Source organism: Deinococcus aquiradiocola, from assembly GCF_014646915.1.
GTDB classification, from domain to species: Bacteria; Deinococcota; Deinococci; order Deinococcales; family Deinococcaceae; genus Deinococcus; species Deinococcus aquiradiocola.
In genome coordinates this window covers 79,019-106,018 of sequence record NZ_BMOE01000010.1, presented here as the reverse complement: position 1 = coordinate 106,018, position 27,000 = coordinate 79,019, and the positions used below count along the sequence as shown (strand labels likewise).

At 69.9% G+C, this 27,000-nt stretch carries 26 protein-coding genes; 10 read left to right on the top strand and 16 right to left on the bottom strand.

The annotated features are described in order from the left end of the window. The first annotated feature begins 21 nt into the window (after nt 1-21). On the top strand, nt 22-597 hold the full coding sequence (locus IEY33_RS19345; protein WP_229671024.1) for a hypothetical protein: 576 nt from the start codon (nt 22-24) through the stop codon (nt 595-597). Between the two features lie 297 nt (nt 598-894). Here IEY33_RS19345 and accC read toward each other — a convergent pair whose 3' ends face one another. From accC to IEY33_RS13995, 4 genes are all read right to left on the bottom strand, one after another. After that, a complete protein-coding gene (accC, locus tag IEY33_RS14010) occupies nt 895-2,235 on the bottom strand; it encodes an acetyl-CoA carboxylase biotin carboxylase subunit (RefSeq protein ID WP_188963904.1) in 1,341 nt (446 codons plus the stop codon). A gap of 96 nt (nt 2,236-2,331) precedes the next feature. Next, on the bottom strand, nt 2,332-2,835 hold the full coding sequence (gene accB, locus IEY33_RS14005; protein WP_188963903.1) for an acetyl-CoA carboxylase biotin carboxyl carrier protein: 504 nt from the start codon (nt 2,833-2,835) through the stop codon (nt 2,332-2,334). Nucleotides 2,836-3,038: 203 nt separating this feature from the next. Then, nucleotides 3,039-3,596: an elongation factor P gene (efp, locus tag IEY33_RS14000; protein ID WP_188963902.1), complete on the bottom strand. Its 558-nt coding sequence runs from the start codon at nt 3,594-3,596 to the stop codon at nt 3,039-3,041. A gap of 242 nt (nt 3,597-3,838) precedes the next feature. Beyond that, complete coding sequence (locus tag IEY33_RS13995) at nt 3,839-4,168, bottom strand: rhodanese-like domain-containing protein (protein ID WP_229671023.1); 330 nt, start codon at nt 4,166-4,168, stop codon at nt 3,839-3,841. A gap of 154 nt (nt 4,169-4,322) precedes the next feature. Here IEY33_RS13995 and IEY33_RS13990 point away from each other — a divergent pair, with 154 nt between their 5' ends. Both IEY33_RS13990 and IEY33_RS13985 read left to right on the top strand, forming a co-directional pair. Continuing rightward, nucleotides 4,323-4,634: a rhodanese-like domain-containing protein gene (locus IEY33_RS13990; RefSeq protein WP_229671022.1), complete on the top strand. Its 312-nt coding sequence runs from the start codon at nt 4,323-4,325 to the stop codon at nt 4,632-4,634. Nucleotides 4,635-4,732: 98 nt separating this feature from the next. Next, nucleotides 4,733-5,047 (top strand): metal-sulfur cluster assembly factor, encoded by a 315-nt coding sequence (locus IEY33_RS13985; protein ID WP_188963936.1) that lies wholly within the window; start codon nt 4,733-4,735, stop codon nt 5,045-5,047. Between the two features lie 240 nt (nt 5,048-5,287). Here the strand turns inward: IEY33_RS13985 and IEY33_RS13980 are convergent, their stop codons facing one another. The 5 genes from IEY33_RS13980 to IEY33_RS13960 all read right to left on the bottom strand — a co-directional run bounded on the left by IEY33_RS13980 (nt 5,288) and on the right by IEY33_RS13960 (nt 10,232). After that, nucleotides 5,288-5,998 carry an ABC transporter ATP-binding protein gene (locus IEY33_RS13980; protein WP_188963900.1) on the bottom strand — a complete coding sequence of 237 codons (711 nt, stop codon included), beginning with the start codon at nt 5,996-5,998 and terminating at the stop codon, nt 5,288-5,290. A 40-nt stretch (nt 5,999-6,038) separates the two neighbouring features. After that, nucleotides 6,039-6,800 (bottom strand): ABC transporter ATP-binding protein, encoded by a 762-nt coding sequence (locus tag IEY33_RS13975; RefSeq protein ID WP_188963935.1) that lies wholly within the window; start codon nt 6,798-6,800, stop codon nt 6,039-6,041. 29 nt (nt 6,801-6,829) lie between these two features. Further along, nucleotides 6,830-7,777, bottom strand: a complete 948-nt coding sequence (locus IEY33_RS13970) for a branched-chain amino acid ABC transporter permease (RefSeq protein WP_188963899.1) — start codon at nt 7,775-7,777, stop codon at nt 6,830-6,832. A gap of 151 nt (nt 7,778-7,928) precedes the next feature. Continuing rightward, nucleotides 7,929-8,897 (bottom strand): branched-chain amino acid ABC transporter permease, encoded by a 969-nt coding sequence (locus tag IEY33_RS13965; RefSeq protein ID WP_188963898.1) that lies wholly within the window; start codon nt 8,895-8,897, stop codon nt 7,929-7,931. A 168-nt stretch (nt 8,898-9,065) separates the two neighbouring features. Further along, the gene (locus IEY33_RS13960; RefSeq protein WP_188963897.1) at nt 9,066-10,232 is read right to left on the bottom strand and encodes an ABC transporter substrate-binding protein; all 1,167 of its coding nucleotides are present in this window, start codon (nt 10,230-10,232) and stop codon (nt 9,066-9,068) included. Between the two features lie 216 nt (nt 10,233-10,448). Here IEY33_RS13960 and IEY33_RS13955 point away from each other — a divergent pair, with 216 nt between their 5' ends. After that, nucleotides 10,449-11,414 carry a HAMP domain-containing protein gene (locus tag IEY33_RS13955; protein ID WP_188963896.1) on the top strand — a complete coding sequence of 322 codons (966 nt, stop codon included), beginning with the start codon at nt 10,449-10,451 and terminating at the stop codon, nt 11,412-11,414. Then, nucleotides 11,411-12,400 (top strand): FadR/GntR family transcriptional regulator, encoded by a 990-nt coding sequence (locus IEY33_RS13950; RefSeq protein WP_188963895.1) that lies wholly within the window; start codon nt 11,411-11,413, stop codon nt 12,398-12,400. The genes IEY33_RS13955 and IEY33_RS13950 overlap by 4 nt, the downstream gene beginning before the upstream one ends. 51 nt (nt 12,401-12,451) lie before the next feature. On the opposite strand, the gene IEY33_RS13945 is transcribed toward IEY33_RS13950, so the two are convergent. The 3 genes from IEY33_RS13945 to IEY33_RS13935 all read right to left on the bottom strand — a co-directional run bounded on the left by IEY33_RS13945 (nt 12,452) and on the right by IEY33_RS13935 (nt 16,595). After that, a complete protein-coding gene (locus IEY33_RS13945; RefSeq protein WP_188963934.1) occupies nt 12,452-14,161 on the bottom strand; it encodes a DNA polymerase/3'-5' exonuclease PolX in 1,710 nt (569 codons plus the stop codon). A gap of 52 nt (nt 14,162-14,213) precedes the next feature. Next, nucleotides 14,214-15,038, bottom strand: a complete 825-nt coding sequence (locus IEY33_RS13940) for a histidinol-phosphatase HisJ family protein (RefSeq protein ID WP_188963894.1) — start codon at nt 15,036-15,038, stop codon at nt 14,214-14,216. A gap of 159 nt (nt 15,039-15,197) precedes the next feature. After that, on the bottom strand, nt 15,198-16,595 hold the full coding sequence (locus IEY33_RS13935; protein WP_188963893.1) for a glutamine synthetase family protein: 1,398 nt from the start codon (nt 16,593-16,595) through the stop codon (nt 15,198-15,200). 418 nt (nt 16,596-17,013) lie between these two features. Here IEY33_RS13935 and IEY33_RS13930 point away from each other — a divergent pair, with 418 nt between their 5' ends. Both IEY33_RS13930 and IEY33_RS13925 read left to right on the top strand, forming a co-directional pair. Continuing rightward, complete coding sequence (locus tag IEY33_RS13930; RefSeq protein WP_188963892.1) at nt 17,014-19,176, top strand: glutamine synthetase III family protein; 2,163 nt, start codon at nt 17,014-17,016, stop codon at nt 19,174-19,176. A gap of 119 nt (nt 19,177-19,295) precedes the next feature. Next, nucleotides 19,296-20,132, top strand: a complete 837-nt coding sequence (locus IEY33_RS13925) for an AAC(3) family N-acetyltransferase (RefSeq protein ID WP_188963891.1) — start codon at nt 19,296-19,298, stop codon at nt 20,130-20,132. A 43-nt stretch (nt 20,133-20,175) separates the two neighbouring features. On the opposite strand, the gene IEY33_RS13920 is transcribed toward IEY33_RS13925, so the two are convergent. From IEY33_RS13920 to IEY33_RS13905, 4 genes are all read right to left on the bottom strand, one after another. Then, nucleotides 20,176-21,141: an NAD(P)/FAD-dependent oxidoreductase gene (locus tag IEY33_RS13920; protein WP_229671021.1), complete on the bottom strand. Its 966-nt coding sequence runs from the start codon at nt 21,139-21,141 to the stop codon at nt 20,176-20,178. Between the two features lie 52 nt (nt 21,142-21,193). Then, complete coding sequence (locus IEY33_RS13915) at nt 21,194-21,688, bottom strand: DUF6630 family protein (protein ID WP_188963890.1); 495 nt, start codon at nt 21,686-21,688, stop codon at nt 21,194-21,196. 12 nt (nt 21,689-21,700) lie between these two features. Further along, nucleotides 21,701-23,062 (bottom strand): FAD-dependent oxidoreductase, encoded by a 1,362-nt coding sequence (locus IEY33_RS13910; RefSeq protein WP_188963889.1) that lies wholly within the window; start codon nt 23,060-23,062, stop codon nt 21,701-21,703. 166 nt (nt 23,063-23,228) lie between these two features. Continuing rightward, nucleotides 23,229-23,870 carry a helix-turn-helix domain-containing protein gene (locus IEY33_RS13905; protein ID WP_188963888.1) on the bottom strand — a complete coding sequence of 214 codons (642 nt, stop codon included), beginning with the start codon at nt 23,868-23,870 and terminating at the stop codon, nt 23,229-23,231. A gap of 350 nt (nt 23,871-24,220) precedes the next feature. Between IEY33_RS13905 and IEY33_RS13900 the strand changes: the two genes are divergently transcribed. The 3 genes from IEY33_RS13900 (at nt 24,221) to IEY33_RS13890 (ending at nt 26,924) form a co-directional block, all read left to right on the top strand. Then, nucleotides 24,221-24,940: an HD-GYP domain-containing protein gene (locus tag IEY33_RS13900; protein WP_188963887.1), complete on the top strand. Its 720-nt coding sequence runs from the start codon at nt 24,221-24,223 to the stop codon at nt 24,938-24,940. Between the two features lie 128 nt (nt 24,941-25,068). Then, nucleotides 25,069-26,148 (top strand): type IV pilus twitching motility protein PilT, encoded by a 1,080-nt coding sequence (locus IEY33_RS13895; RefSeq protein ID WP_188963886.1) that lies wholly within the window; start codon nt 25,069-25,071, stop codon nt 26,146-26,148. 65 nt (nt 26,149-26,213) lie between these two features. Then, nucleotides 26,214-26,924, top strand: a complete 711-nt coding sequence (locus tag IEY33_RS13890; protein WP_188963885.1) for a GNAT family N-acetyltransferase — start codon at nt 26,214-26,216, stop codon at nt 26,922-26,924. Nucleotides 26,925-27,000 lie beyond the last annotated feature (76 nt).

Sequence of the window (27,000 nt, the reverse complement as noted above, 5' to 3'; positions counted from 1 at the left end):
CATTGCGGAATCAGGAGACCCATGAAGAACATTTGGATGCTGAGCATGCTGTTGACCGTCACGCCCGCCCTGGCGACCGCCCCAAGCGCCACCTACGTTCAGGTGCAGTCCACCGATGCCAACGATGGAGCCGCCGAGAAGGCCGGTGCCGCCGTGGACAACGCCGCCGCCGCCACCGGTGAGGCTGTCAACAACGCTGCAGCTGCCACCGGGAAAGCAGTCGAGAATGCGGCGGCCGCCACCGGTCAGGCCGTGGACAATGCCGCTGCCGCGACCGGTGAGGCCGTCGACAACGCTGCAGCCGCCACCGGTCAGGCGGTCGACAACGCCGCAGCCGCGACGGGCCAGGCCGTTGACAATGCCGCCGCAGCGACGAGCGCCGCCGCCGCGAACACCAAGGACGCCGTCAACAACGCCGTCGACCCCAACCGTGACGGTGTGGTCGACACCAACAACGACGGCGTGGCCGACACGCGGCAGATCCCCTGGGGTCTCCTGGGCCTCTTCGGTCTGCTCGGCCTGCTGGGCGGACGTCGCCGTGAGGAGCGCGTCACGGTCACGCCCGGCGTGGTCACCACTCCGGCCGACCGCCGCTGACCCGACCCGGGCCGCTGGTCCACGGCGTGCCGTGAGGACGGGCGACCAGCCAGACGAATGCCGGGCCTGCAACACTGCAGGCCCGGCATTTCACGTTGCGTAGATTCCAGGCCGCCGCTGAGCGTCCGGGGCCGTCCGTCGTGAGGGCGGCTGGTTCCGGAATCCGGACTCAGACGGTTTTGATCCGATTACAGGGATGGCGGAAACAGCGCCGACATCCCTTCCATCTCCTCAAAACCGTACTTGTTGGTGCTCGCTTCGCTCGGCTGAACTCCAAAAGTTCAGCTCAAAATCGTATCAGACGGCTTCCATGCGGGTCTTCAGGAAGTTCGTCATGACGGCGCCGCGCCTGTAGAAGGCATTGTCCATGATCTTGACGTACAGCGGGATGGTCGTCTTGGGTCCCTGGATGACCGTCTCCTCCAGCGCGCGCTTCATGCGGGCGATGGCCTGCTCGCGCGTGTCGTGGTGCACGATCAGCTTGCCGATGAGGCTGTCGTAGTGCGGCGGGATGACGTAGCCGCTGTAGGCGTGGCTGTCGACGCGCACGCCGGGGCCGCCCGCGAAGTGCACCTCGTCGATCTTCCCGGCGGCCGGACGGAAGTCCTTGTCGGGGTCCTCGGCGTTGATGCGGCACTCGATGGCGTGCCCGCGCAGCGTGATGTCGGACTGCTGGAGGGCCAGGCCCTCACCGGCCGCGATCATGAGCTGCAGGCGCACGAAGTCCAGGCCGGAGATCGCTTCGGACACGCAGTGCTCCACCTGGATGCGGGTGTTCATCTCCATGAAGTAGTAGTTGCCGTCCCGGTCCACGATGAATTCCAGGGTGCCTGCCCCGGCGTAGTTGACGTGCCGGGCGAGGCGGACGCCCGCGTCGAGGATCTCCTGACGCAGCGTGTCGGGCAGGGTGCTGGGGGCTTCCTCGATGAGCTTCTGGTTGCGGCGCTGGATGCTGCAGTCGCGTTCCCCGATGTGGATGACGTGGCCTTCCCCGTCGCCCATGACCTGCACCTCGACGTGCCGGAATTCCTCCAGGAACTTCTCCATGATGATGGCGGGGTCCCCGAAGTACAGGCGCGCTTCCTCCTGAGCCTGCCCGAACGCGGCTTTCAGTTCCTCCTGGGTGCGGACGACCTTCTGGCCGCGTCCGCCGCCGCCCGCGCTGGCCTTGAGCAGCACCGGGTAGCCGATCTGCTTCGCGGCGAGGAGGGCCTCGTCCGTCCCTTCGAGGACGCCGGTGCCGGGCACGACGGGCACGTTGCTGTTCGCGGCGATCTCGCGGCCGCCCGCCTTGCTGCCCAGGGCGCGCATGCTCTCGGGCGTCGGGCCGATGAAGGTGATGCCGTGCTCGCGGCACATCTCGGCGAAGTCGGGGTTCTCGGCCATGAAGCCGTACCCGGGGTGGATGGCTTCGGCGCCGGTCATGAGGGCGGCCGAGAGGATGTTGGGGATGTTCAGGTACGAGGCGTTGCTGGCGGCCGGGCCGACGCAGACGGACTCGTCGGCGAGCAGGACGGGCAGGCTGTGCTCGTCCGCCTGGGAGTACACCACGACGGTCTTGACGCCCATCTCGCGGGCGGTCCGGATGACGCGCAGCGCGATCTCGCCCCGGTTGGCGATCAGGATTTTCTTGAACATGTCTGCCTCCGGCAGGGTCGGGGGGTCAGCGGGTCAGGATGGGGTGCGCCCTGGGCGTGACGCCCCTGCACCCTCGGGCCCGCTGACCTTCCGACCTCATTCGATGATGAAGAGCGTCTGGCCGTACTCGACCGGGTCGCCGTTCTTGACGAGGATCTCGCGCAGGGTGCCGCTCGTTTCGGCTTCGATCTCGTTCATGAGCTTCATCGCTTCGATGATGCACAGCACCTGTCCGGCGGCGATGGTGTCGCCGACCTTCACGTACGCGGCCGCGTCGGGGCTGCTGGAAGTGTAGAAGGTCCCCACGATGGGCGCCTTGACGGGCGTGCCGCTCGCGGCGGGCGCGGGGGCCGGGGCGGCAGCGGGCGCCGTTTCGGCTGCGGCAGGCACGGCGGGCGTGGGTGCGGCGCTGGCGGGCGCGCTGGCCGGGGCCTGCTGCGCGGGCACCGGGGCGGGCGCGTACTGCGGCTGGGCGTACACGACGGGCGCTTCCGCGCCGCGACGGATGCTCAGGTCATAGTCGGCGGTCTTCAGGTTGAACTCGCGGACGTCGGCGACTTCCAGCGCCCGCAAAATCTCTTTCAGGTCTTTGGGGTTCATAGCGACTCCTTGTGTTGCGTCCGGCGCCTCGGCCTGCCGTGGGTCCTGCTGGGCTGACGGCACGGCCGCGAACGTCGGGGGTTCCTCGGTGCCCACAGCATAACGGACGTTCGGCCCGCGTCCGCCCGCTTGCACCCGGTACAACGATGCAGACGAAACCGCCCCCCCGTGAGGGAGGGCGGCACGTTCAGACGAGCGGCACGTCAGGCGCGGCTGAGGTACTCGCCGGTCCGGGTGTCCACGTTCACTTCGGTGTCCTGATCCACGAACAGCGGCACCTGAACGATCGCGCCGCCTTCCAGCACGGCGGGCTTCGTGCCGCCGGACACGGTGTCGCCGCGCACGCCGGGGGCCGTCTCGACAATCTTCAGCACGACCTTGTTGGGCAGCACGATCTTGAGGGCCTTCTCGCCGAACATGGACACCTCGACCTCCATGTTCTCCTTCAGGAACTTCGCGGCGTCACCGGCCAGCACGGGCGGCAGGGACACCTGATCGAAGGTCTCCATGTCCATGAACATGAAGTCGTCGCCGTCCTTGTACAGGTACTGCATGGGCTTGGTCTCCACGAAGATGTCCTGCAGCTTTTCGGTGCTGTTGAAGGTCCGGTCGACGATGCTGCCCGTCTCGAGGTTACGGAACTTCGTGACGACCTTCGCACCGCCGCGGCCCATCTTGAGGTGCGAGTAGTCCAGGCACTCCCACAGGCCGCCGTCCATCTGCACTTTCGTGCCGTTTCTGAGATCCGTTACGCTAATCATGGTGTTCTCCTCTGTCCTGAACGCGCGGGCCGCCGGTGACCGCTGTTGGCCTCCGGCTGGCCCGCCCTTCAGTCGTCCGCGCTCGCCCGGTCCCGGAACCGCAGGGTGCAGCGTTGTGGTGCAGTCCCGTGCGGTGCCGGGGGTCGGGGGGCAGACAGCAGGCTCCATACTAGCGCAGCGCACGCCACGCTGTCCAAACACGCGGCAGGGCGTGACGCGCCCGCAGGTCGTTCGGTCCGGTCTCAGGGCAGGGCGCGCAGCAGGGCAGGCACACCGCCCGGGTACGCGCTGGCGTTCACGCCGTCGGCCCGCAGCAGCCGCGCGGCCAGGGTGCTGCGAACCCCGCGCTCGCACAGCACCACCACCTCGCCCGCACCCGCCGTGAGGCCGTGCCCGCCGTCCTCGATCACGTCCAGCGTGAGCGTCACCACGCGGTTCGGCAGGGCGGGGAGCGGCACGGCCGCCCGCAACGGCGCGGGCCTCAGGTCCACCAGCAGCGCCGAGGCGTCCGGCAGGCCCGGACCCGGCGCGGACGGGGGAACGGCAGGGGACTGCGGGTCGGGCGTGGACATGCAGGCAGTGTACCCGCACGCGCCTCCCCCCTGCCCGCCCGGGCGCCCACTCACGGGGCCGCGACCCGGCCGCACGGCACGATGCGAAATGCGACCACGCACAATGCGGCTCAACTCAGGGTCCGGCCCGCACTCGCCCTGTATGCTGGGCAGCATGAACGAGCTCAACCCGAAAGACGCCCAGGCCCGCCTCCAGCAGGGCGCCCTGCTGATCGACGTGCGCGAACCGAACGAGTACGACGAGGTCCACGCGACCGGCGCGCAGCTCATGCCGCTCAGCGACTTCCAGAACAGCTACGCTTCCCTCCCCAGGGACGCCGAGATCATCATGATCTGCCGCAGCGGCGCCCGCAGCGAACGTGCCGGTCAGTTCCTGATCGACCAGGGCTACGGCAACGTCAGCAACCTCACGGGCGGCACGATGGCCTGGGTGCAGGACGGCCTGCCCACCGGTGACGACAAGTGACCGGCGACGCGCACACGGACGCGGTGGACACCAGCGCCGGGGACGGCGTGTACAGCGGCGCGCTCGTGAACCCCAGCACCACGCCGGTCGCGGAGGGCCTGCCCAGCCAGGCGCAGGTGCTCGAAGCGCTCAAGGTCGTGAAGGACCCGGAGATTCCCGTGAACGTCGTGGACCTCGGCCTGATCTACGGCGTGGACATCAGCACCGCCGGGAACGTCGAGATCACCATGACGCTCACCTCGGTCGGCTGCCCCGTGCAGGACCTGATCCGCGCGGACGCGGAGATGGCCGTCATGCGCCTGGACGGCATCAATCAGGTCGAGGTGGAGTTCGTGTGGTCGCCGCCGTGGGCGCCCGACAAGATGAGCGACGACGGCAAACGCCAGATGCGCATGTTCGGCTTCAACGTCTGATACGGTTTTGATCCGATTCCAGGGATGCCGGAAAAAGCACCGACATCCCTTCCACCTCCTCAACACCGTACTTGTTGGTGCTCGCTTCGCTCGGCTGAACTCAAAAAGTTCAGCTCAAAACCGTCTGATCGGGATTCCGGTCCACCGGGCAATGCACACCTGAGGGGCTGCAGGGCGCAGGAACAGACAGGAGGGCGGCGGTTCCCGTGGGGGCCGCCGCCCTCTGCTGTCCCGGCCGGGTCAGCCGCCCAGATAGGCGTGCAGGACGCGTTCGTCGTTCACGAGCTGGTCGGACGGGCCGGTGAAGGTGACCTGTCCGGCCTCCATGACGTACGTGCGGTGGCTGTGCTGCATGGCGAGGCGGGCGTTCTGTTCGACGAGGAGCATGGTGACGCCCTGGGCATTCAGTTCGCGCAGGATGCCGAAGATTTCCAGCACCACGAGTGGCGCGAGGCCGAGGCTGGGTTCGTCGAGCAGCAGCAGTTTCGGGCGGCTCATGAGGGCGCGGGCGATGGCGAGCATCTGCTGTTCGCCGCCGGAGAGGGTCCCGGCGGGCTGGGCGCGGCGTTCGCGGAGCCTGGGGAAGCGGTCGTACTGCTGTTCGATGTCGGCGTGGATCTGGGCGTGGTCACGGCGGGTGTACGCGCCGAGTTCGAGGTTGTCGTGCACGGTCTGCCGGGCGAGGACCTGTCGGCCTTCGGGGCTCTGCGCGATGCCGAGCCGGACGGCTTCGTCGGGCGGGAGGCGGGTGAGGTCGCGGCCCGCGAAGCGCAGGGTGCCGCCGCGCGGTTTCAGGAGGCGGGAGACGGCGCGCAGGGTGGTGGTCTTGCCTGCGCCGTTCGCGCCGATGAGGGTGACGATCTCGCCTTCCTGCACGGTGAGGGACAGGTCCCTGACGGCCTGGATGGCGCCGTAGTTGACGCTGAGGTGTTCGATGTCGAGCAGGGCCATGCGGCCTCCTTTGTGCGCGGCGCGGGTGGGTGGGGGCGGTTCAGCCGCCGAGGTACGCTTCGATGACCCTGGGGTCACGCTGGACGGTGGCGGGGTCGCCCACCGCGATCAGCTGACCGAAGTTCAGGACGGCGACGCGGTCGCAGAGGTTCATGACGAGCGGCACGTGGTGCTCGATCACCATGACGGTCAGGTCGTACTCGTCGCGGACGCGGCGGATGAAGCCGGTCAGTTCGCCCTTCTCGCTGGTGTTCATGCCTGCGGCGGGCTCGTCGAGCAGCAGTACGCGGGGTTGCAGGGCGAGGGCGCGCGCGATCTCCAGGCGGCGCTGGTCGCCGTAACTGAAGTTCCCGGCTTCTTCGCCCGCGCGGTCCGACAGGCCGACGAGGTCGAGGAGTGCCCAGGCGCGTTCGGTCACGAGGCGTTCCTCGGCGCGGTCGCGTCCGCTGAGGCCGCTGATCAGGCCGGAGGTGGTGCGGGCGTGCTGGGCGATCTTGACGTTCTCCAGGGCGCTCAGCACGCGGAACAGGCGGATGTTCTGGAAGGTGCGGCCGATGCCGAGGGCCGCGACGCGGTGCGGCGGCTGCCCCGTGATGTCCTGCCCGGCGTACGTGAGGGTGCCGGAGGACGGCGGGGTGAGGCCCGTCATGAGGTTGAAGAGGGTCGTCTTGCCCGCGCCGTTCGGGCCGATCAGGCCGAAGATCTCGCCGCGCCGCACCTCGAAGGACACGTCGTTCACGGCGATCAGGCCACCGAAGCGGCGCGTGAGCCCGCTCGCCTGCAGGACGGCCTCGGCGGCCATGAGGGGGGCGGCCATGAGGGGGACGCCCGTCACGGCGTGTCTCCCAGCGCGGGGCCGCGCACGGCAGGCGGGGCGGGCGGCGCGGGACGCTGCGGGGGCGCGGGGCGGCGCAACCGGCCGAGGGCGCCCACGATGCCCTGCGGGAGGTACAGGCTCGCCACGACGAGCACCAGACCGTTGATCACGAGTCGCCAGTCGGCGAGGCCGCGCAGCAGTTCCGGCAGGCTCGCCAGGAGCGCGCCGCCGAGCAGCGGGCCCCACATGCTGCGGCTCCCGCCGATCAGGGTGTACGCCAGGAACGCGATGGACGCGTCGAAGGTGCCCTGCCGGGCGTTCCAGGTGTTCAGGAAGGGGGCACTCATGGCGCCGACCACGCCCGCCACGACCGCCCCGATCACGAAGGCCAGCACCTTGTAGCGGGTGGGCGGGATACCCATCGCGTCCGCCGCGAGTTCGTCCTCACGGATCGCGCGGAAGGCGCGGCCCACGCGGGACCCCTGCAGGCGGTGCGCGAACAGCAGCACGATCAGCACGGTCGGCAGGAACACGAACACGTACTGCCAGCGGTCCACGAACCCGAACGCCTGCGGGATGCCGAACAGGCCGACCGCGCCGCCCGTGATGGACAGGTTCAGGCTCAGCACCTGCAGGATCTGCACGAAGGCGATGGTGGCGAGCGCCAGGTAGATGCCGCGCAGCCGCAGGGCCGGAATGCCGACCAGCACGCCCAGCAGGGCCGACGCGAGCGCGGACAGCAGCCACGACACCGGGAAGATCCAGCCGCCCAGCGCGTCACGCCAGGGCGCGAACTGCGGCGCGGTCAGCAGGATGGCCGCGATGTACCCGCCGAGCGAGTAGAAGCCGGGACTGGCGAGGCTCAGCTGCCCGGCCATCAGCGGGAAGTACAGGCTCAGGCCCAGCAGGCCCTGCTGCAGCATGGTCACGATCAGGAAGCCGTAGGTTTGCAGGAAGTCCATGGTGTCCTCTGGAGTGGGTGGGGTCATACGGTTTTGATCCGATTCCAGGGATGCCGGGAACAGCACCAGCATCCCTTCCACCTCCTCAAAACCGTACTTGTTGATACTCGCTCCGCTCGGCTGAACTCCAAAAGTTCAGCTTAAAACCGTATCAGACCTTCTGGATCTGCAGGCGGCCGAGCAGGCCCTGGGGGCGCAGCAGCAGGATGACGAACAGCAGCGCGAAGGCGACGGCGTCCTTGTACGCGCTGTACTGGGCGGGCACGAACGCCTCGGCGAGCCCGATCACGAGGCCGCCCACGACGGCGCCCGGAATGCTGCCCAGGCCGCCCAGCACGATCACGGCGAGGCCCTTGAGGCCGTACGCCACGCCGAAGTACGGTCCGGCGACACTGAAGGCCGTGCTGACGAGCGTCCCGGCCAGGCCGCCCAGGAAGCCCGACAGGAAGAACGTGATGACGATGAAGCGCTCGACGCTGATGCCGAGCAGGCTGGCCGTGCCGGGGTTCTCGGCGACGGCACGCAGGGCCTTGCCGGTGCGCGTGCGGCCGATCACGTACCCGAGGATGAGGAGCAGCACCATGCTGACCGCGAAGATGATGACCTGCACGGTCCTCACGACCACCAGCTTCCCGCCGACGTGCAGGATCAGGGCGGGTTTCAGGTCGCCGTAAATGTCGGTGGGGAAGCTGTAACTTTCCGCGCCGACGAGGATCTGGATGAGGTTCACGATGACGAGCGCCACGCCGAGGCTGCTGACGAGCGCGAGGAGCGGGTCGGCGCCGCGCGCGCGCATGGGGCGGAACGCGAGGCGTTCGATGATCACGGCGACCACGCCGGACAGCAGGGCGCCGATCACGGCGGCGGCCGCGAAGGCCCAGGCGCTGCCGTGGAAGGGCGAGCCGGCCGGGAAGAGGTTCACGCCCTTGATGAGGCCGTTGTTCTCGAACTGGCCGACGACGAGGGTGTACGTGAAGTACGCGCCGAGCGTGAAGACCGCGCCGTGCGCGAAGTTGATGATCCCGAGGATCGAGAAGACGAGCGTGTACCCGAGCGCGAAGATGGCGTACACGCTGCCGATGGCGAGGCCGTTGATGAGGTTCTGCAGCAGTTCGGTCATGGGGCTCCCGGCGTGAGCGCGGGAAGCGGGCCGTGGGGGGTTCCCGTGCGTGCCGCTTCCCGCGCGTGTGCCTGTCCGTGGCTGGACCGTGGTGGCTGGGGCTGTCCGTGGCTGGGGCTGTCCGTGGTTGGGGTGCCCGTCCGCGTGCGGCGGGGGCTCAGGCGGGCGTCACTTCAGGAAGACGAAGCTGCCGGTCTTGGCGTCCTTCATCTTGATCTGCGCGACATAGAAGGACTGCTGCTGCAGTTCGCCGTCCTTGTCGAAGCTGATCGGGCCGAGGGGCGTGTTGTACTTCCCGGCGAGAATCTGGGTGTTGAGGGCCGTACGCAGGTCCGCGAGTTCCCAGTCGCCGAGTTTCTTCTTGTGGTCGAGGACCTTCAGGGCGTCCACCATGACCTGCACGCCCGTGAAGGCCTGCGCGGCGAACTGCGGCGGGGCCTTCTTGTACTGCGCGGTGTATTCCTTGACGAACAGCTGGTTGTTGGCGCTCGGCTGGGCGGGGCTGTACGCCTGCGCGATGATGATGCCGTCGCAGTACTGCTGGCAGACGGGGAACATGTTGCTGGTGTTCAGGCCGTTGCCGCCGATGATGCTGCCCTTGTAGCCCAGCTGCCGGAGCTGCTTGACGAGGTTGCCGCCGTCGTTGGCGAGGCCGGACACGATGACGAGGTCGACGTTCTCGTTGAGGACGGCCGTGACCTGCGTGGTGAAGTCGCTGTCGGTCGTGAGGAACTTCTGGACGGTGGCGACGGTGAGGCCCTGGTCCTTGGCGGTCTGCTGGAAGGTGCCGGTCTCGCTGGTGGAGAAGGCGTCGTTCTGGGCGTACAGCACCGCGACGCGCTTGATTTTGGGGTCGAGTTTCAGGGCCTGTTTCACGGCGTTGGGCGCGACGACCGAGACGGGCGCGGACACGCGGGCGACGTACGGGCCGATCTGCGGGATGCCTTTGGCGGTGTTGCTCGGCCCGAGGACCGGGACCCTGGCGCGGTCGGCGATGGGGTCGGCGCTGAAGGCCTGCTGGGAGAGGGTCGGGCCGACGATGCCGACGACCCTGTCCTTGGTGATGAGGTTCTGGAAGGCGTTGATGGCGCCGGCCTCGTCGCCGCCGGTGTCCTGGAACACGAGCCGGATGGGGGTGCCGTTGATGCCGCCGCGCGCGTTGATGTACTTCTCGGCGAAGCGTGCGCCGATCACCTGTTCCTGTCCGAGCAGGGCGGTGTTGCTGGTCTGCGCGACCGCGATGCCGATGGGGACGGGCGTGCCGACCTTGTCGGCGGTGGCGGCGGCGGTCAGGGCGAGTGCGGTCAGGGCGAGCAGGGGACGGGCTTGACGCATGGCGGGCTCCTGTGGGGCGCGGCAGGGGTGTGACCCAGGTCGCCTGCCGGGGGTGGGCGGGACTGGGGGTGGCCGGGTGGGGCGCTGGCTGGGGTTGGATGACGGGAGTCTTCGTGAGTGTATGCGGGCAGGCCGGTTAAGTCAATCGAATCATTGATCCGATCATTGAACCCGGTACATCAATTCTGGTGGGCGGCCTTGCCGTACCATGAGGACGTGCCCACCCCCGCCAGCGCCCTCTCCCCCGCCCGGCCCGCACCGCAGGGCGGGAGCCGCAGCCTGCTCGCCCGACTGCTGACCGTCACCGTGCTGCCCGTCCTGCTGCTCGGGCTGTTCGTCGCCGCCGTACTCGGCGCGGAACGCATGAGTGCCCTGCGCGCCGTCGACGACAGCCTCGCCGCGACCGTCGCCCGCATCCTCGGCACCACCCTCGACGTGAGCGACCTCACGCAGGTCGCCGCGCAGCTCCAGGCGGCCGTGACGGCCGACAACGTCGAATTCGTGGACGTGCGCCCCACCGGCGACACCCTGCGCTTCTTCCGCTCCAAGACGCCCGACACCGACTGGGCCCTGCGCCGCGCCTACGACGCCGCCCAGACCACCGACCCCGCCTCGCACCGCTTCGTGTTCCACGACACGCGCCTCGCCCTGTACCGGGACGCCGCCGCCCGCGTCACCGACCCCGCCGTGCGCGACCGCCTCAACCGCGTCGCCGACACCCTCTCCGGCGGCGACCGCGCCTACCAGGTCGTGCGCGCCCGCGTGTACGAGGACCGCAGCGGCCAGCGCGCCCTGCAGCTCCCCGGCGACCCCGCCCCCGGCGGCACCCCCCTCTTCGAGCTGGGCGTCGGCGTCAGCAACACCGGCATCGAGACGCTGCTGCTGCGCCAGCAGTGGCTCGTCGTGATCGCCTGCACGCTCGCCGCCCTGCTCGCGGCGGCCCTCGCGTGGCGCGCCACGCGCCGCGTCGTGACGCCCATCGTGCACCTCACGCGCACCGCCGACCGCCTCAGCCTCGGCGACCTGCAGGACCCCGTGACGCTCGACGCGCCCACCCGCACCATCACCGAACTGCACGACCTCGCGCTCGCCATCGAACGCCTCCGCACCAGCCTCGCCCTCGCCATGACGCGCCTGCGCCCCGCCCCGCCCCCCAGCAGCACCCGGAGCCGCGAACCGTGACGCCCTTCAACCTCGACCCGCAGGACAAACTCTCGCTCGGCGAGAACATCGCCCAGCACATCCAGAGCCTGCTGCACCAGGGCAAACTGCGCCCCGGCGACACCCTCCCCAGCCAGCGCGAACTCGCGCAGCAGTACGGGACCGGCGTCGCCGCCGTCCGCGAAGCCATCAGCATCCTGTCCGCCGCGGGCGTGGTGGACGCCCGCCCCGGACGCGGCACCCTGATCCTCGAAGCGGCCGAACAGCCGCCCAGCGTCAACCTCTGGCTGGGCGCCGTCACCAGCGAACAGGAAGCCCTGGACTTCCTCGACACGCGCCAGGCACTCGAACACTACACCATCGCCCGCGCCGCCCGGCACGCCACGCCCGAACAGCAGGACGAACTGCGCCGCGTCCTCGCGCGCATGCAGGCCGCGCGCGGCGACCCGGAACTGTTCGTGCAGGCCGACCTCGCCCTGCACTTCGCCATCGCGCGCGCCGCCGGGAACCCCGTCATGGTGCGCCTCCTGCACGCCATCCACACGCCCATCAGTCACGTGCTGCGCGTCATCAGTCACCAGCTGATCGCGGAAGGCCGCTTCCACGAACTGTACGCCGTCCACGAGACCCTGGTGGACGCCATCCTGCGGCGCGACCCGGACGCCGCCCTCGCCGCCTTCGACACCATGATGGGCGCCGTGCTCGGCGGTGAGGACGGCGACACGCTCGGCCTCGCGCTCGGGCGGGCCGCGCCGCAGGACGCGCCGCTCGGCGACGCCTTCACCGAGGACCTCCACTGGAACCTCACGCGACTGATCGGCCCGATGGCCGAAGTGCTCATCCCCGAGGCGGCCAGCGCCCTGGGACACACGCCCGCCACCCTCACCCCGCGCGACCTGACCGCGTACCTGCAGACTGTCGGACAGCAGCTCCCGAGCGGCAAGCAGGGCGAATGGCAGGCGCTCAGCGACCTGATCCTCGCCCGCTACGGCCGCAGCGACCGCTGACACGGTTTGATGCTGGCGTCCGGACGGCAACTTGCGTTCCGGGCGGGCGAACTACGCGCCGCGTGCCGCGCGCTGCGCCTGCACGAACGCCAGCAGTTCCGGGCGCGTCAGCGTGTTGATGACGTGCGCGGGCGTCAGGGCCGCCTTGCGGGCCGCCAGCACCCCGTACCGCACGTCCTGCAGGCCCGCCAGGCTGTGCGCGTCCGTGTTGATGGCGAACCGCAGGCGGTCCCGCCAGCGCAGCGCGACGCGCCAGTCGAGGTCCAGCCGGTACGGCGAGGCGTTGATCTCCACCACCGTGCCGCGCTCCGCGCACGCGGTCAGCACGGCGTCCAGGTCGAGCGGGTAGCCGGGGCGGCGCAGCAGCAGCCGCCCCGTCGGGTGCCCGAGCACCGTGACGAGCGGGTGACTGGCCGCGCGGATCAGGCGCTCCGTCTGCCGGGCGCTGTCGAGCGTGAAACCGCTGTGGACGCTCGCCACCACGTAATCCAGCTGCGCGAGCAGGTCGTCCGGGTAGTCCAGCGACCCGTCCTCCAGGATGTCCACCTCGGCGCCTGCCACGAGCGGCACGCCCGCCGCCTGCAGCTCGCGTACCTCACGCAGCTGCTGCGCGAGACGGCCCGCGTCCAGACCGTTCGCGTAGTGCGCCGCGCCGGAGTGGTCGCCCGTCCCCAGGTACGACGCACCGTCCCCCGCGAAGTCCAGCCGGGCCGCCTCGCGCGCCATGTCGGCGATGCTGGCCGCGCCGTCCGACCACGTGCTGTGCGTGTGCAGCAGCGCCCGCACGTCCCGCACCGCGATCAGGTCCGCTTCCGGCGGCAGGTCCCGCAGGGCCAGGTGCTCGTTCTCCCGGTGTTCGGGCGGCAGGTACGGCAGCTGCAGTTCGCGCAGCACGTCCCGCTCGGACGGCGTGTCCAGCACGTCCTCACCGCGCCGCAGGCCGCGCCCGCTCAGGTGCAGGCCGAGCTCCGTGGCGCGCGCACGCACGCGCAGCCGGTACTCCGGCCCGCCCCCGAACGTCAGGTCCAGAGCGCCGCGCGCCCCGGCCGGCGCGAACCCCACCTCGACCGGCAGACCCTCCAGGCAGCCCGTCACGAGCGGCTTGCCCGCCTCGGCCCGCAGGTCGTCCACGTGTCCCGCCAGGGCCGCCAGCACCTGCCCGGCCGTGCCCGTCACCGTCAGGCGAAGCGTGCCGACCGTGTCCAGGCCGCGCCGCAACTCGCCCGCCACGCGCGGCTCCAGCGCGTCCAGCCAGCGGGCCAGCTGCATGCCAAGCCCCAGCCCGATGCTCATGAACTGCCGCGACTGCGACGCCAGCGCGAACTCCGCCGCGTCCGACAGCGTCGCCGCACTCCGCGCCCCGAAGCCCTTCAACGCCGCGAGCCGACCGTCCTGCGCCGCCTCCCACAGCGTCTGCAGCGACACGATGCCCGCGTCCCACAGCGCCCGGATCTTCTTCGGACCCAGGCCACGCACGCGGAACAGCGTCAGCACGCCCGGCGGGATCTGCGCCTCGATCTCCGCCAGCGGCCCGAACACGCCGCTCTGCACGTACGCCGTCAGTTCCGCCGCGATGCCCGGCCCGACCTTCGGCACGCCCTTGAACGCCCGGCCCGCCAGCTCGCCCAGCTCTGCCGTCACGCCCTCCAGACTCCGCGCCGCCCCACGGTACGCGTTCGCGCGGAACCCGTCCTCGCCCAGCACGTCCAGCAGGTCCGCCGTGCGCTTCAGGGCCGACACGAGCGCCTTGCGGCCCCCCATCAGCTCCCCGGTGTCCGGGTCCAGCTCCGCCGCCCGCCCCTCCCCCTTCAGTTCAGCCATGACGCACCCTCCCCGAGTACCGCACGATCCGCCCGCCCGCCGCGCGCACCCGCTCGGCCGCCGCGCCGAACGACGCGCCCACCTCCGAAGGCCGGTGCGCGTCCGACCCCAGCACGAATCCGATCCCGCGGGCCGCTGCCGCCGCCAGCAGGTCCGGCGCCGGGTACGCCTCTCCCACCGGCTTGCGCTCCCCCGCCGTGTTGTAATCCAGGCTCAGGCCCAGCGCCGCCACCGTATCCAGCACCCGCAGCGCCGCCGCAGAATCCGGATCGCGGTGCCCGAACTTCTTCGGGAGGTCCAGGTGCCCGAGCGCGTCGAACAGCCCGCAGCGGGCCGCGCCCTCGACCAGCGCGTAGTAATGCCGGTACAGCTGCCCCAGGTCACGCCGGTCGTACTCGTCCACGAACTCCGGATTGTCGAACCCCCACGCGCCCAGGTAATGCACCGACCCGATCACGTAATCCCAGTCGTGCAGGGCCAGCACCTCCTCCACGAACCGCTCCGTGCCCGGATGGAAGTCCGCCTCCAGCCCCAGACCCACCTCCAGCCGCCCCGCGAACTCCGCCTGCGCCTCACGCACCATGCCCACGTACTCGTCCAGCTGATCCAGCCGCATCCGCCACGGCGCGTCGTACCACGCGGGCATCGGAATGTGATCCGTGAACGTGATCCCGCTCAGGCCCGCGTCGAGCGCCGCCTGCGCGTACTCGCGCGGATGACCCTCCGCGTGCCCGCAGAGCGGCGTGTGCATGTGCGAGTCGTACAGGCCGGACAGGGACGTGGACGGGACGGACGGAACGTCGGCGGGCGAAGTCATAGGTACAGGGTAAAGCAGCAGCCCCCGCCAGGCGCTTTCTGCTTCCTTGATGCGCTCGGTGGAAGCTGCACGACTGTATCCGCGTTCAGTATTGTCCCGGCGGACCTTCTCTCCGACAGGCGCGACAGCCCGTTCGGCACGGGCGGGCCGGACTCGGGTTCAGATGAGGTCGAGGTAGCGGTGGAGTTCCCAGGGGTGGACGGTGGCGCTGTATTCGGCCCATTCCTGGCGTTTGGCTTCGCTGTAGCGGTCGTGGAGGTGCTCTCCGAGCGCGGCGACGAGGGTTTCGTCGCGTTCGAGGGCATCGACGGCTTCGGAGAGGTTGCCGGGCAGTTCGCGGATCTTGTGGTGGCGTTTCTCGCGGACGGTCATCTTGAAGATGTTGCGCTGGATGGCGGGGGGCGGTTCGAGGCCCTGTTCGATGCCGTCGAGTCCGGCGGCGAGCATCAGGGCGAGCGCGAGGTAGGGGTTGCAGCTGGGGTCCGGCATGCGGAATTCGGCGCGGGTGCTGTTGCCGCGTTTGGCGGGGATGCGGATGAGGGCGCTGCGGTTGCTGGTGCTCCAGGCGACGTTGACGGGCGCTTCGTAGCCGGGCACGAGGCGTTTGTAGCTGTTGACGAGGGGGTTGGTGACGGCGACCATGCCGGGCGCGTGTTCGAGGAGGCCCGCGATGAAGTTCAGGGCGAGGCGGCTCAGGCCGTACTCGCCTTCGGGGTCGGCGAAGGCGTTGTGGCCGTCCCTGAAGAGGGACAGGTGGCAGTGCATGCCGCTGCCGCTGACGCCGGAGGCGGGTTTGGGGAGGAAGCTGGCGAGGAGGCCGTACTCCAGCGCGACGCGTTTCACCACGAACTTGAAGGTGCTGATGGCGTCGGCGGTCTGCAGGGCGGGCGCGTACCCGAAGTCGATCTCGTGCTGGCCGGGCGCGACCTCGTGGTGCGCACCTTCGATCTCGAAGCCCATCTCGACGAGTTTGTTGGTGATTTCGCGGCGGATGCGTTCGCCTCTGTCGATGGGGGCGAGGTCGAAGTATCCGGCGTGGTCGTTGGTGGTGGTGGTGCCGTGGCCGCTGGCGGCGCGTTCGAACAGGAAGAATTCCGGTTCGGGGCCGCAGTGCAGGCTGAGGCCGAGGGCGGCGGCGCGGTCGATCTGGCGGCGGAGGACGCGGCGCGGGTCGCCTTCGAAGGGGGTGCCGTCGGGCAGGTACACGTCGCAGATGAGGCGGGCGACCTTGCCGCGTTCGCCTTCCTCGCGGGAGAACTGCGGGTACACGAGGAAGGTGCTGAGGTCGGGGCGCAGCAGCATGTCGGATTCCTCGATGCGGGTGAAGCCTTCGATGGCGCTGCCGTCGAACATCACGTCGCCGCGCAGGGCTTTGGGGAACTGGCTCTGCGCGACCTCGATGTTCTTGACGGTGCCGAGGATGTCGGTGAACTGCAGGCGCAGGAATTTCACGCCTTCCTGCGTGAGGCGTTCGAGGATGCGTTCGGGCGTGTGGTCGGGGTGCGGGGCGGGGGCGGTGGGGGTGTCGGGGGTACTTCTGGGGGATTTTCTGGTCATGGCGGGCTCCGTGGGGCGTGCCGGGGGTGGGTGTTCGGGGGTGGGGATGGGTGCGGCCGGTGCGCTGGGTGAGGCTCCGGCGGTGTCCGTGGGTGGTCGTGACTGCTCCAGATGATACGTCGTCCGGTGCGGGTGGGGTCTGGCGGGGCGGGGAGAGCCCGGGTGGGGGCGCGTGCGGGTCGGCGCGCGGCGTTCGGTATTTTAGGGTCATTTGTCTAGAAATTCCTGAACATCCGGCAGGTTTTTTGGGAACTTCGGGGGGTTGCGAGCCTGATTTCTGGTTTTTGGCAGCGTTTTGCGTTGACGTGTGGTGTTCGGCGCTCCTATACTGCTGTTCAGCGAGGTGGGCGCGTCCAGCCGGTCCGGCATCCGGGCGTGGCGGGCGGCATCGCCCTCCGCAGTTTCAAAAGGAGTCCACATGAACCAGGAATTCGACGTACTGAGCGCGGCCAAGAGCTGGCGTCTGGAAGATTTCGCCGATCACTCGCCCAGCGCGGTCATCAACGATGTCTACGCCAGCGACGTGCTGACCCTGGAGGAACTGCGTCAGCGGCTGAGCCGCCCGGTCTTCAAGAGCCTGCAGGCGACGCTCGAGAAGAGCAGCACCCTGGACCCCAGCATCGCGGACACCGTGGCGCTCGCCATGAAGACCTGGGCGATGGAGAAGGGCGCCACGCACTACACGCACTGGTTCCAGCCGCTCACCGGCAGCACCGCCGAGAAGCACGACAGCTTCCTGACGCCCACCACGGACGGCCTCGCCATCGCGACGTTCTCCGGCAAGGAACTCATTCAGGCGGAGCCGGACGCGAGCAGCTTCCCGTCGGGCGGCCTGCGCGCGACCTTCGAGGCGCGCGGGTACACGGCGTGGGACCCGTCCAGCCCGGCGTTCATCATGCGTCACAGCAACGGCGCGACCCTGTGCATCCCGACGGCGTTCGCGTCGTGGACCGGTGAGGCGCTCGACCTGAAGACCCCGCTGCTGCGCAGCATCGAGGCGCTCAACCAGGCCGTGATGCCCGCCCTGAAGCTGATGGGCAGCGACGCGAACAAGGTCGGCAGTTCGCTCGGCGCGGAGCAGGAGTACTTCCTGATCGCCGAGGAGTACTACTACGGCCGTCCGGACCTCGTCATGACGGGCCGCACGCTGTTCGGCGCGAAGCCCCCGCGCGGCCAGGAGCTGGAGGACCATTACTTCGGTGCGATTCCCGACCGGGTGCTGAGCTTCATGGCGGACGCCGAGAAGCAGATGTACGCGCTCGGCATTCCCGTCAAGACGCGTCACAACGAGGTCGCGCCCGGCCAGTTCGAGATCGCGCCCATCTACGAGCAGAGCAACGTCGCGGCGGACCACCAGCAGCTCATCATGCAGATCCTGCGCAACACGGCCCGCAAGTACGGCCTGGTGGCGCTGCTGCACGAGAAGCCCTTCGCGGGCGTGAACGGTTCCGGCAAGCACTGCAACTGGAGCATGGGCACCGACACCGGCGAGAACCTGCTGGAGCCGGGCGACACCCCGCACGAGAACATGCAGTTCCTGTTCTTCTGCGCGGCCGTCATCAAGGCGGTGGACGATCACCAGGACCTGCTGCGCGTGTCGGTGGCGTCCGCGCAGAACGATCACCGTCTCGGTGCGAACGAGGCGCCGCCCGCCATCATCAGCATCTTCCTGGGTGACGAGCTGACCGACATCCTCGACCGTCTCACGAGCGGCCAGGGTGGGCGCGGCACGGCGGCGGGCGTGCTGGGCCTGGGCGCGCCGGTGCTGCCGAAACTCCCGCGTCACGCCGGGGACCGCAACCGCACCAGCCCCTTCGCGTTCACGGGGAACAAGTTCGAATTCCGCGCGGCGGGCAGCAGCCAGAGCATCTCCTTCCCCATCACGGTGCTGAACACCATCGTGGCGGACGCCGTGTCACAGCTCACCGTGACCCTCAAGGAGAAGCTCGGCGGGAGCCGCAGCAAGCGCAGCCTGGACGAAGCGATCGCGGCCGTGGTGCGCGACGTGTACAGCGCGCACAAGCGCATCGTCTTCAACGGCGACGGGTACAGCGACGCGTGGCACAAGGAGGCCGAGAAGCGCGGCCTGCTGAACCTCCGCACGACGCTGGACGCCATCGAGACCTTCAGCGCCGCCAAGAACGTCACGCTGTTCGAGGACTTCAAGGTGCTCAGCAAACGCGAGCTGGAAGCGCGTCAGGAAGTGATGTACGACATCTACTTCAAGACCGTGAACATCGAGGGCGAGACGACCGAGTACATCGCGCAGACGATGATCCTGCCCGCCGCGCTCAGCTACCTCGCGGCGCTCGGGGACGTGGACGTGAAGAGCAAGGCCGTCAAGGGCCTCAGCGAGGAAGTGAGCGGCCTGGCCGACGACCTGTACGAAGCGCTCGGCAAGCTCCGCAAGGTGAACGCCGAGGAAGGCGGCGAGGAAGTGCACGAGAAGGCGCACCACATGCGTGACCACGTGCTGCCCGCCATGCTGGACGTGCGCGCCGCCGCCGACGGGCTGGAGAAGCTGGTGGCCGTGAAGTACTGGCCCCTCCCGAACTACCGTCAGATGCTGTTCGTGAAGTGATCCCAGATTGAGCGCGCCCGCCCCCTGCATCCGGGGGCGGGCGCTTTCTTTCGTGCGTGCCGGGCGGGAATGCTGCGTCATGTCGCCATGTGCGGGCGCGGGCGTCGTAGACTGGTTCAATGCTCAATCTTGCCCGCCGGGTTCAGGTCACGCCTCAACAGCTGGACGAGGGGCTCTCGTCGCTGGGCCTGTCCGGCGCGGAGCACCTGATCGTGCACAGCAGCCTGCGGTCCTTCGGAACGCTGGAAGGAGGCGCGGACACGCTGCTGCGCGGCCTGGAGCGCAGCACGGCCACGCTGGTCGCCCCGGCCTTCAGTTATCAGACGCTGGTGCGTGGCCCGGACTCCCCCATTCACGCGCAGTTCCACCGGGATACCCGCGTGAGCCGCGACATCGGTCGGCTGTCGCAGACGATGGTGGAGCGCGCGGCCGCGCGGCGTTCCTTTCACCCGGCCCTGAGTTTCGTGGCGCTGGGCGAGCAGGCGGAGGCGGTGGTGGCGTCACAGACGCTCGACAACCCGTACGCGCCCATCGGGACGCTGTACGACCTGGACGGGTACGCGCTGCTGGCGGGCGTGGATCACAGTTCGAACACCAGCATCCATTACGGGGAGTACCTGGCGGGCGTGCCGCTCCTCACGCGGTACGTGGCGCTGGGCGGGCGCGTCACGCCGTGCGCCTTCCCGAACTGCTCGGCGGACTTCGACCGGATCGCGGCACACGTGCATCCGCGCACCGTGCAGGTGGGCCGTTCGCGCCTGCGGCTGTACCGGGTGCGGGAACTGGTGGACGTGACGGTGGACCTGCTGGGCCGCGACCCGGAGGCGCTGCTGTGCACGTACCCGAGCTGCCGGTGCCAGCAGGTGCGGCAGATGGTGCGGCAGCAGGGCCTCAGCCCGCGCGCGCACGCGTCCGTGACGGTGGCGCGCGGCGCGCCGCTGCAGCGCCTGAACTGAACGTCACGACTCCCCCTGGTTTCTCTCCTGCCGCCGCCCGCTGCTAGAGGCGGCGGTCGCTGCTGTGGCCGGGCCGGACACGCAGGTCGGGCCGGACGTGGTGCGCGGCGTGGTTGGCGCTCAGGGCGGCCTGCGCGAAGGCCTGCGCGATGAGTTTGAAGTCTCCCCCGGCGAGGCTCAGGTCGCCTGCCACGAACACGCCGGGCAGGCGGGTGCGGCCCGCGTCGTCGGCGGGCACGTACTCGCCCTGCCAGTCGAGCGGCCATGCGAGCAGGGGCGTCAGGTCCGGCAGGTAGCCGTTCAGGTGCCAGGTGGCGTCCACGTCCGGTGCGAGGTCGGCGGGCGCGGGCGCGTGCACGTCGATGCGGCCCTCCGCGCGCAGGGTGTTCAGCCGGGCGAGCTGTTCGGGCGTGCCGCGGAACAGGGCGCGGCGGTGGCTGAGCGTCACGTGCGTCCCGAGCTGCGCGAGCTCCAGGGCGGCGCGGGTGGCCTGCGGCACGCCGCCCTGCACCCAGGCGCGCCGGGGAGCGGGGCCGGGGAGGGGGGCGGGCCAGTCGGTGTGGTCGTCCGCGTGCGGGGCGGGGCGCGGCAGGAGGGCGCCCATTCCGGCAGCAATGATCACGGCGCGCGCCGGGTAGGACCGCAGGGCCGCGTCCGGTCCGGGCGCCGCGTGTCCTGCGGGGGCCGTGCCGACCAGCCAGCCGTCCGTGTGGGGCGTGAGGGTGCGCGCGACTTCCGAGAGCCGCATGTCGATCTCGAAGGGCGCGAGCTGCTGCACGAGGCGCTGCACGAGTTCCCCGGCGGTCGTGGCGGGCGCGGCGGGCACGTCGTACACCACGCGGTCCGGGTAGAGGGCCGCCAGCTGTCCGCCCGGTTCGGGGCGCGCGTCGAGCAGCCGCACGCTCAGGCCGCGCAGGGCGGCATAGAAGGCGGCGTACAGTCCGGCGGGACCGGCCCCCACGATGAGCACGTCCGTGGGTGGGAGCGGGGAAACGGGGTCCTGAATCACCCGTCCAGTGTAGGCCGGGCAGCACTCCCGCCTGTGCGGCCGGGGCGGCCGTTCAGATCAGGAAGGTGGGCAGGTTGAGGCGTTCGGCGGTGTCCCTGGCCTGCCGGAGCAGGTCGTGCCGGACGGGCACGGCGAGGTACTCGTCACTGTCGGTGTCGAGGTACAGCAGCGCGTACCCGAGGGCGTGCAGGTGCGCGGAGGCCTCCGCGAGCGCGTCGAGCATGGGGGCGTCCGGCGCAGGGGGCGGGCCGACCGCGTCCACGTCGAGGCCGAGGGTGCGGGCGATGGCCTGCGCCTGCCAGTGCACCTCGTCGCTGGCCTTCCAGTCGACGTGCAGGCACAGCCACCAGCGGCTGAGGTGCGGGTCGAGCCACCAGCCGGGCGGGTAATCGTCGGCGGGCGGGTCCTGCAGCGCCTCGCGCAGGGCGGTCACCTCGTCGCTGTCGAGGTCCTGGGCCGCGTCCTGGTAGCGTTGCCGGACGTGACGGCACAGGACCTCCTGTGACGCGCGCAGCGGCGTGAGCAGGAGGTCCAGCAGGTGGTGCATGGTGGGGGCAGGTCAGCGGCGCTGGCCGCGGATCACTTCGAGCATGTGGGCCTTGTGGGCGACCTTGGCGCGCGGGCGGCCGGTCTGCTGTCCGGTCTGCAGTTCGTGCGCGTCGAGGGTCTTCCAGTCGCTGAGCGTGACGACGTCCACGCCCCGGGCGGCGAGGAGGGCGTCCACGCTGGCCTGCGAGGCGTCCGGGACGGCGGTCAGGGTGCCGTCCTGCGCGTCCGCGAGGAGCTGTTTGACGCTCTCGACGGCGTCGGCCTTGTTCGTGCCGATCACGCCGCTGGGGCCGCGCTTGATCCAGCCGGCGGTGTACTCGCCGGTGCGGTCCGTGACGCGTCCGAGGGTGTTGGGGATGACGCCGCGCCGCTCGTCGAAAGGCACGCCGGGCACCTGCACGCCGCGGTAGCCGACGCTGCGCAGCACCATCTGGACGGGCAGCACCTCGTACTCGCCGGTGCCGACGGCGTTGCCCTGCCCGTCGAGGCGGTTGCGTTCGATCTTCAGGCCGCCGACGTGGCCGTTGCCGTCGTCGATGATCTCGACGGGCGACACGAGGAAGCGCAGGTGCAGGCGGCGCTCCTTGCCTTCGCTGCTGCGGGCGGCGAAGTCGCGGAGCACGTCGAGATTCTTCTTCACGGTGCTGTCGGCGGCCTGCTCGTCGGCCTCGCTGACCTCGATCTCGTGCGGGTGCACGACGGGTTCGGAGACGTGCAGTTCGCCGAACTCGCGGAGTTCCTTGGTGGTGAACTTGGCCTGCGCCGCGCCGCGCCGTCCGAGCACCCAGACGTCCCGGACGTGGCTGTGTTCGAGCGCGTCGAGGGCGTGGGGGGCGATGTCGGAGTCGCGGAGTTCCGTGACGGTCTTGGAGAGGATGCGGGACACGTCGAGGGCGACGTTGCCGACGCCGACCACGGCGACGCCCTGGGCGTGCAGCAGCATGTCGCGGGCGGCGGCGTCGGGGTGGCCGTTGTACCACGCGACGAATTCGGTGGCGCTCATGCTGCCGGTGAGGTCCTCGCCGGGAATGCCGAGGCGGCGGTCGCTGCTGGCGCCGAAGGTGTAGATGAGGGCGTCGTAGTGGGCGCGGGCCTCGTCGTAGGTGAGGTCGGTGCCGAAGTCGACGTTGCCGAGGAAACGGACGCGCGGGTCGCTGAGGGTCTTCTCGAAGCCGGCGGTGACGCTCTTGATCTTGAGGTGGTCGGGCGCGACGCCGTAGCGGACGAGGCCGTAGGGAGTGGGGAGGCGGTCGAGCACGTCGATGGAGACGGGCACGTCGGCCTGCTTGATGAGGGCGTCGGCCGCGAAGATGCCGCTGGGGCCGCTGCCCACCACGAGCACGCGCAGGGGACGGTCGGAGGTAAACGTCATGGAGTTAGTGTAGCCCAGACACCTGCGGCCCGGACACCTGCGGGACGCCTCCGGGCTGGACAGGCGGTGTCCTGCGCCGGGTGACGCCGGAGAGGCACTCGCAGGTACAGGGGGAACGACGAACGCCCCCGGCGTGGACCGGGGGCGCGTGCGGGTGAGGCGTGGGTTATTCGGCGGAGATGCGGGCGAGGGCCGTCTCGTCCTTGAGGGTGATCTTGCCGTAACCGGCGCTGATGACGCCCTCGCGGCTGAGTTCACCGACGACCTTGGTGACGGTCTCGCGGACCGAGCCGACGGCGGCGGCGAGTTCGTCGTGCGTGGCGTAGATCATGGTCTCGCCGCTGGGCTGGACGGTGGCGAGGGCCGTGTCCTTGAGTTCCAGCAGTTCGCCGGCGATCCGGGCGCGCAGGCGCTTGCCGACGAGGCGGTAGATGCTCTCGTAGGCGCGTTCCAGGGTGCGGACGAGGTGCGTGGTGACGATCAGGTTGTCCTCGGCGCTCATGAGGGCAGGATTGATGACGTCGACGCTGCTGTCGGTGACGGCTTCCGCGAAGTACTGGCGGTCGAGGCCCGCGAGTGCTTCCTCGCCGAAGTAGTCGCCGGGCTTGACGTAGCGAAGGGTGAGGCCGTTGCCGTCGTCGTCCATGGTGTGGACGCGGACGAGGCCGCTGGCGACGCGGTAGAGCATGTCGCTCTTGCCGGGGTACAGGATGACGCTGCCGGGCCGGTGGCTGACGGTGTCGACGAAGGTCGAGCGGTCCGGGCGGGCGGTCTGGGTGCTGGTCTGGGTTCGGGTGTTAAGGAGCATGTCTGGCCTCCTGGGTCAGTTCGGGGAGGGTGCTGCGGTGCAGGCCGGGCCGATCCCGGTCAATCCCAACGTTGAACACAGTGTACCCCTACGTCACAATTTTAGCAACCTTTTTATTTCTTTAATTCCAGCACACGCACCCCCCGACCGGGTCCCGCCAGGCAGGGGGTCTCCCCCGACCAGCCCACCCCTCCACATGAGATACTTAGGCATGAAGCGGGGCGAAACGTGATCCGGTACCCCCCCGGGTCCACAGGGTCCGGCAGGGTCAACACCTGCCGGATGGCCCTCACCCACCGGGGTCCGCACCCATCCATGCCGCACCGTCCACACGTCCCGTGCAGGTCCACATGACCGGCCAGCACGCCAGCACCCCCGCCGACCCGGACCGTGAACTGCGCGCCCTGCTCACGCGCCCACACCCACACGTCTCCCCCCTTGACCCCGTCCCGAACGGTCCGCCGTCCCGCCCGACCACCACCGACACCACATCCACGGACCCGACGCCGCGCCTGCAGGCCCTGGCCGCCTCGCTCGGCCAGATGCTGGGTCACGACGACCACGAAACGCTCGACCACACCGAACGGGTCGCCACGCTCGCCGCCCGGATGGCCGAACACCTCGGTTTCCCTGCGGCCCGCCGCGACGCGCTCGTCTGGGGCGCACGCATGCACGACATCGGCAAGCTCGCCGTGCCAGGCGACGTCCTCGCCAAGCGCGGCCCGCTCACGCCAGACGAGTGGCGCGCCATGCGCGGCCACGTCGAGGCGGGACTCGCCATCGCCGAGTCGCTCGGCTGCCTGCCACGCACCGCCCTGCTGGTGCTCGCGCAGCATCACGAACGCTGGGACGGACGCGGCTACCCGGCCCGCCTGCACGGCGAGCAGATCTGCCTGGAAGCGCGCATCTTCACGCTGTGCGACGTGTGGGACGCGCTCACGCAGGCCCGGCCCTACAAGGCCGCCTGGACAGCCCCGCAGGCCGGAGCGGAACTCGAACGGCTCGCCGGTCAGGCATTCGACCCGGCGCTCGTGCCCGCCTTCCTGGCGGTCGTGACGGCCGACATCTGATCCCAGACCGGGCTGAACTCCTGGCGTTCCGCTCCGTCTCGCCTGACCTGCCTGGCGCGGCCCCATCACAGTCTGGTGGGAGAGGAATGAAGTCTTTTTGTCAGAATCGTTAGGTTAGCCTGAGTCAAATGAGTGTCCTTCATGGTCTTCTGGCAGCAGTGGTGCGCGACGGCGCGAGTGACGTTCACCTCCGGGCGGGCAGCGCCCCGATGGGCCGCGTGAACGGCCTGCTGCGCCGCTACGGCGACACGCCCCTCACCCCGCAGCACCTGCAGGACTTCACCCGCGAGATGATGAAACGCCCCGGGCAGTGGGAGGAGTTCGTCACGCACCGCGACGGCGACTTCGCGTACGGCGTGCCGGGCGTCGCCCGCTTCCGCGTGAACGCGTACTGGCAGCGCGGCACCATCGGCCTGATCATGCGCGTCATCGAGGACAAACCCATCCCCAGCTTCCAGCAGCTCGGCCTGCCGCAGCGCACCTTCGAGGACCTCGTGTCGCAGGAGCGCGGCCTGATCCTCGTGACCGGCCCCACCGGCAGCGGCAAGACCACCACGCTCGCCTCCATGATCGACTTCATCAACGCCAACCAGCCGGTGAACATCGTGACGCTGGAGGACCCCATCGAGATCCTGCACCGCGACAAGATGGCGTCCATCTCGCAGCGGGAACTCGGCAGCGACACCCTGTCGTTCGGGGCGGGCCTGCGCGCGTCCATGCGTCAGGACCCGGACGTGATCCTGATCGGCGAGATGCGCGACAAGGAGACCGTCGAGGCCGCCCTGTCCGCCGCGCAGACCGGGCACCTCGTGTTCAGCACGCTGCACACCATGGACGCCATGCGGACCGTGACGCGCATCATCGACTTCTTCGCGCCGCACGAGCGCGCACAGATCCGCCAGGGCCTCTCGGAGAGCCTCGTCGGCGTCGTCAGTCAGCGCCTCCTGCCGCGCCTGGGCGGCGGGCGCGTGCTGGGCATGGAGATCCTGATCGGGACGCCCACCGTCCGCGACTGCATCAAGGACGAGACCAAGACCGAGGAGATCAAGCAGGCGCTCGAAGAAGGCTCGCTGCGCGGCATGCACACCTTCGACCAGCACCTCGTGCAGCTGGTGCGCGAGGGGCACATGTCCGAGGAGGAGGCCATGCAGTCCGCCACGAGCGCGCACGAGGTCAAGATCAAGCTGATGTCCGCCCGCTTCGCCTGACCCGGCACGCCACGGAGCCTGCGTCCCTCTCCCACCGGCAGGCGGGGATGGCGTAGGCTCCTTGCATGCAGCTCAGGCGCGTCACCGACCCCCACGACCCGGCCATCGAGGCGTTCGGGCACCTTCAGGACCGCGTGTACTTCGAGCCGGACATGCTGATCCCCGCCCGGTACATCGCCATGATGCTCGCCCAGACGGGCGGGGACCGCGAGAACGTGCTGCTCGTCGCCGAGCAGGGCGACCGGCTGGTGGGCGGCACGGTCTTTCACTTCCTGCCGGAGGCGGGCAGCGGCTTCAGCAGCTTTCTGGGCATCGACCCGGCCGCGCGTGGCCAGGGACTGGCGCGGCAGCTGCACGCTGCGCGCTGGCAGGCGCTGCAGGACGTGTCGGGCGGGACGTGCGCCGCGCTGTTCATCGACGTGGTGCACCCGGCCCGCGAGAGCGAGGAGCAGCGGGACGCGGAACGGCGGGCCGGGTCGGACGCCGTGGGCCGCCGCGCCCGCTTTCACGCGCTCGGGTTCCGCACCGTGAACGTCGCGTACCGGCAGCCGGTGGGCGGCCCGGACGGTGGGCCGGTCACGGACATGGACCTGCTGGCCTTCGTACCGGGCGACCCGCCGACCCTGCCTGCGGCGCTGGTGGCGGACACCATGCGCGCGTACTGGACGCCGTGGCTGGGCCGGGAGCGTGCGGAGCGCGAGGCGGCCCGCCTGCTGGGGGCGGGCGGCGAGGTGGACCTGCGGCCCGCGTGGGCCGAGCCCGACCCGCAGCCCTGAAGGTTCATCCGGTGTCGCCCCGGTGAAAGGAAAACCGGGAACAGCTCCGGCCCCCCCTTCCTGAGCACATCAACGT

What these genes read in the sequence shown, in the direction of transcription:
- IEY33_RS19345 (WP_229671024.1), top strand. Translation starts at nt 22, where the DNA reads ATGAAGAACATTTGGATGCTGAGCATGCTGTTGACCGTCACGCCCGCC.
- accC (WP_188963904.1), bottom strand. Translation starts at nt 2,235, where the DNA reads ATGTTCAAGAAAATCCTGATCGCCAACCGGGGCGAGATCGCGCTGCGC.
- accB (WP_188963903.1), bottom strand. Translation starts at nt 2,835, where the DNA reads ATGAACCCCAAAGACCTGAAAGAGATTTTGCGGGCGCTGGAAGTCGCC.
- efp (WP_188963902.1), bottom strand. Translation starts at nt 3,596, where the DNA reads ATGATTAGCGTAACGGATCTCAGAAACGGCACGAAAGTGCAGATGGAC.
- IEY33_RS13995 (WP_229671023.1), bottom strand. Translation starts at nt 4,168, where the DNA reads ATGTCCACGCCCGACCCGCAGTCCCCTGCCGTTCCCCCGTCCGCGCCG.
- IEY33_RS13990 (WP_229671022.1), top strand. Translation starts at nt 4,323, where the DNA reads ATGAACGAGCTCAACCCGAAAGACGCCCAGGCCCGCCTCCAGCAGGGC.
- IEY33_RS13980 (WP_188963900.1), bottom strand. Translation starts at nt 5,998, where the DNA reads ATGGCCCTGCTCGACATCGAACACCTCAGCGTCAACTACGGCGCCATC.
- IEY33_RS13975 (WP_188963935.1), bottom strand. Translation starts at nt 6,800, where the DNA reads ATGGCCGCCGAGGCCGTCCTGCAGGCGAGCGGGCTCACGCGCCGCTTC.
- IEY33_RS13970 (WP_188963899.1), bottom strand. Translation starts at nt 7,777, where the DNA reads ATGGACTTCCTGCAAACCTACGGCTTCCTGATCGTGACCATGCTGCAG.
- IEY33_RS13965 (WP_188963898.1), bottom strand. Translation starts at nt 8,897, where the DNA reads ATGACCGAACTGCTGCAGAACCTCATCAACGGCCTCGCCATCGGCAGC.
- IEY33_RS13960 (WP_188963897.1), bottom strand. Translation starts at nt 10,232, where the DNA reads ATGCGTCAAGCCCGTCCCCTGCTCGCCCTGACCGCACTCGCCCTGACC.
- IEY33_RS13945 (WP_188963934.1), bottom strand. Translation starts at nt 14,161, where the DNA reads ATGGGGGGCCGCAAGGCGCTCGTGTCGGCCCTGAAGCGCACGGCGGAC.
- IEY33_RS13940 (WP_188963894.1), bottom strand. Translation starts at nt 15,038, where the DNA reads ATGACTTCGCCCGCCGACGTTCCGTCCGTCCCGTCCACGTCCCTGTCC.
- IEY33_RS13935 (WP_188963893.1), bottom strand. Translation starts at nt 16,595, where the DNA reads ATGACCAGAAAATCCCCCAGAAGTACCCCCGACACCCCCACCGCCCCC.
- IEY33_RS13930 (WP_188963892.1), top strand. Translation starts at nt 17,014, where the DNA reads ATGAACCAGGAATTCGACGTACTGAGCGCGGCCAAGAGCTGGCGTCTG.
- IEY33_RS13925 (WP_188963891.1), top strand. Translation starts at nt 19,296, where the DNA reads ATGCTCAATCTTGCCCGCCGGGTTCAGGTCACGCCTCAACAGCTGGAC.
- IEY33_RS13915 (WP_188963890.1), bottom strand. Translation starts at nt 21,688, where the DNA reads ATGCACCACCTGCTGGACCTCCTGCTCACGCCGCTGCGCGCGTCACAG.
- IEY33_RS13910 (WP_188963889.1), bottom strand. Translation starts at nt 23,062, where the DNA reads ATGACGTTTACCTCCGACCGTCCCCTGCGCGTGCTCGTGGTGGGCAGC.
- IEY33_RS13905 (WP_188963888.1), bottom strand. Translation starts at nt 23,870, where the DNA reads ATGCTCCTTAACACCCGAACCCAGACCAGCACCCAGACCGCCCGCCCG.
- IEY33_RS13900 (WP_188963887.1), top strand. Translation starts at nt 24,221, where the DNA reads ATGACCGGCCAGCACGCCAGCACCCCCGCCGACCCGGACCGTGAACTG.
- IEY33_RS13895 (WP_188963886.1), top strand. Translation starts at nt 25,069, where the DNA reads ATGAGTGTCCTTCATGGTCTTCTGGCAGCAGTGGTGCGCGACGGCGCG.
- IEY33_RS13890 (WP_188963885.1), top strand. Translation starts at nt 26,214, where the DNA reads ATGCAGCTCAGGCGCGTCACCGACCCCCACGACCCGGCCATCGAGGCG.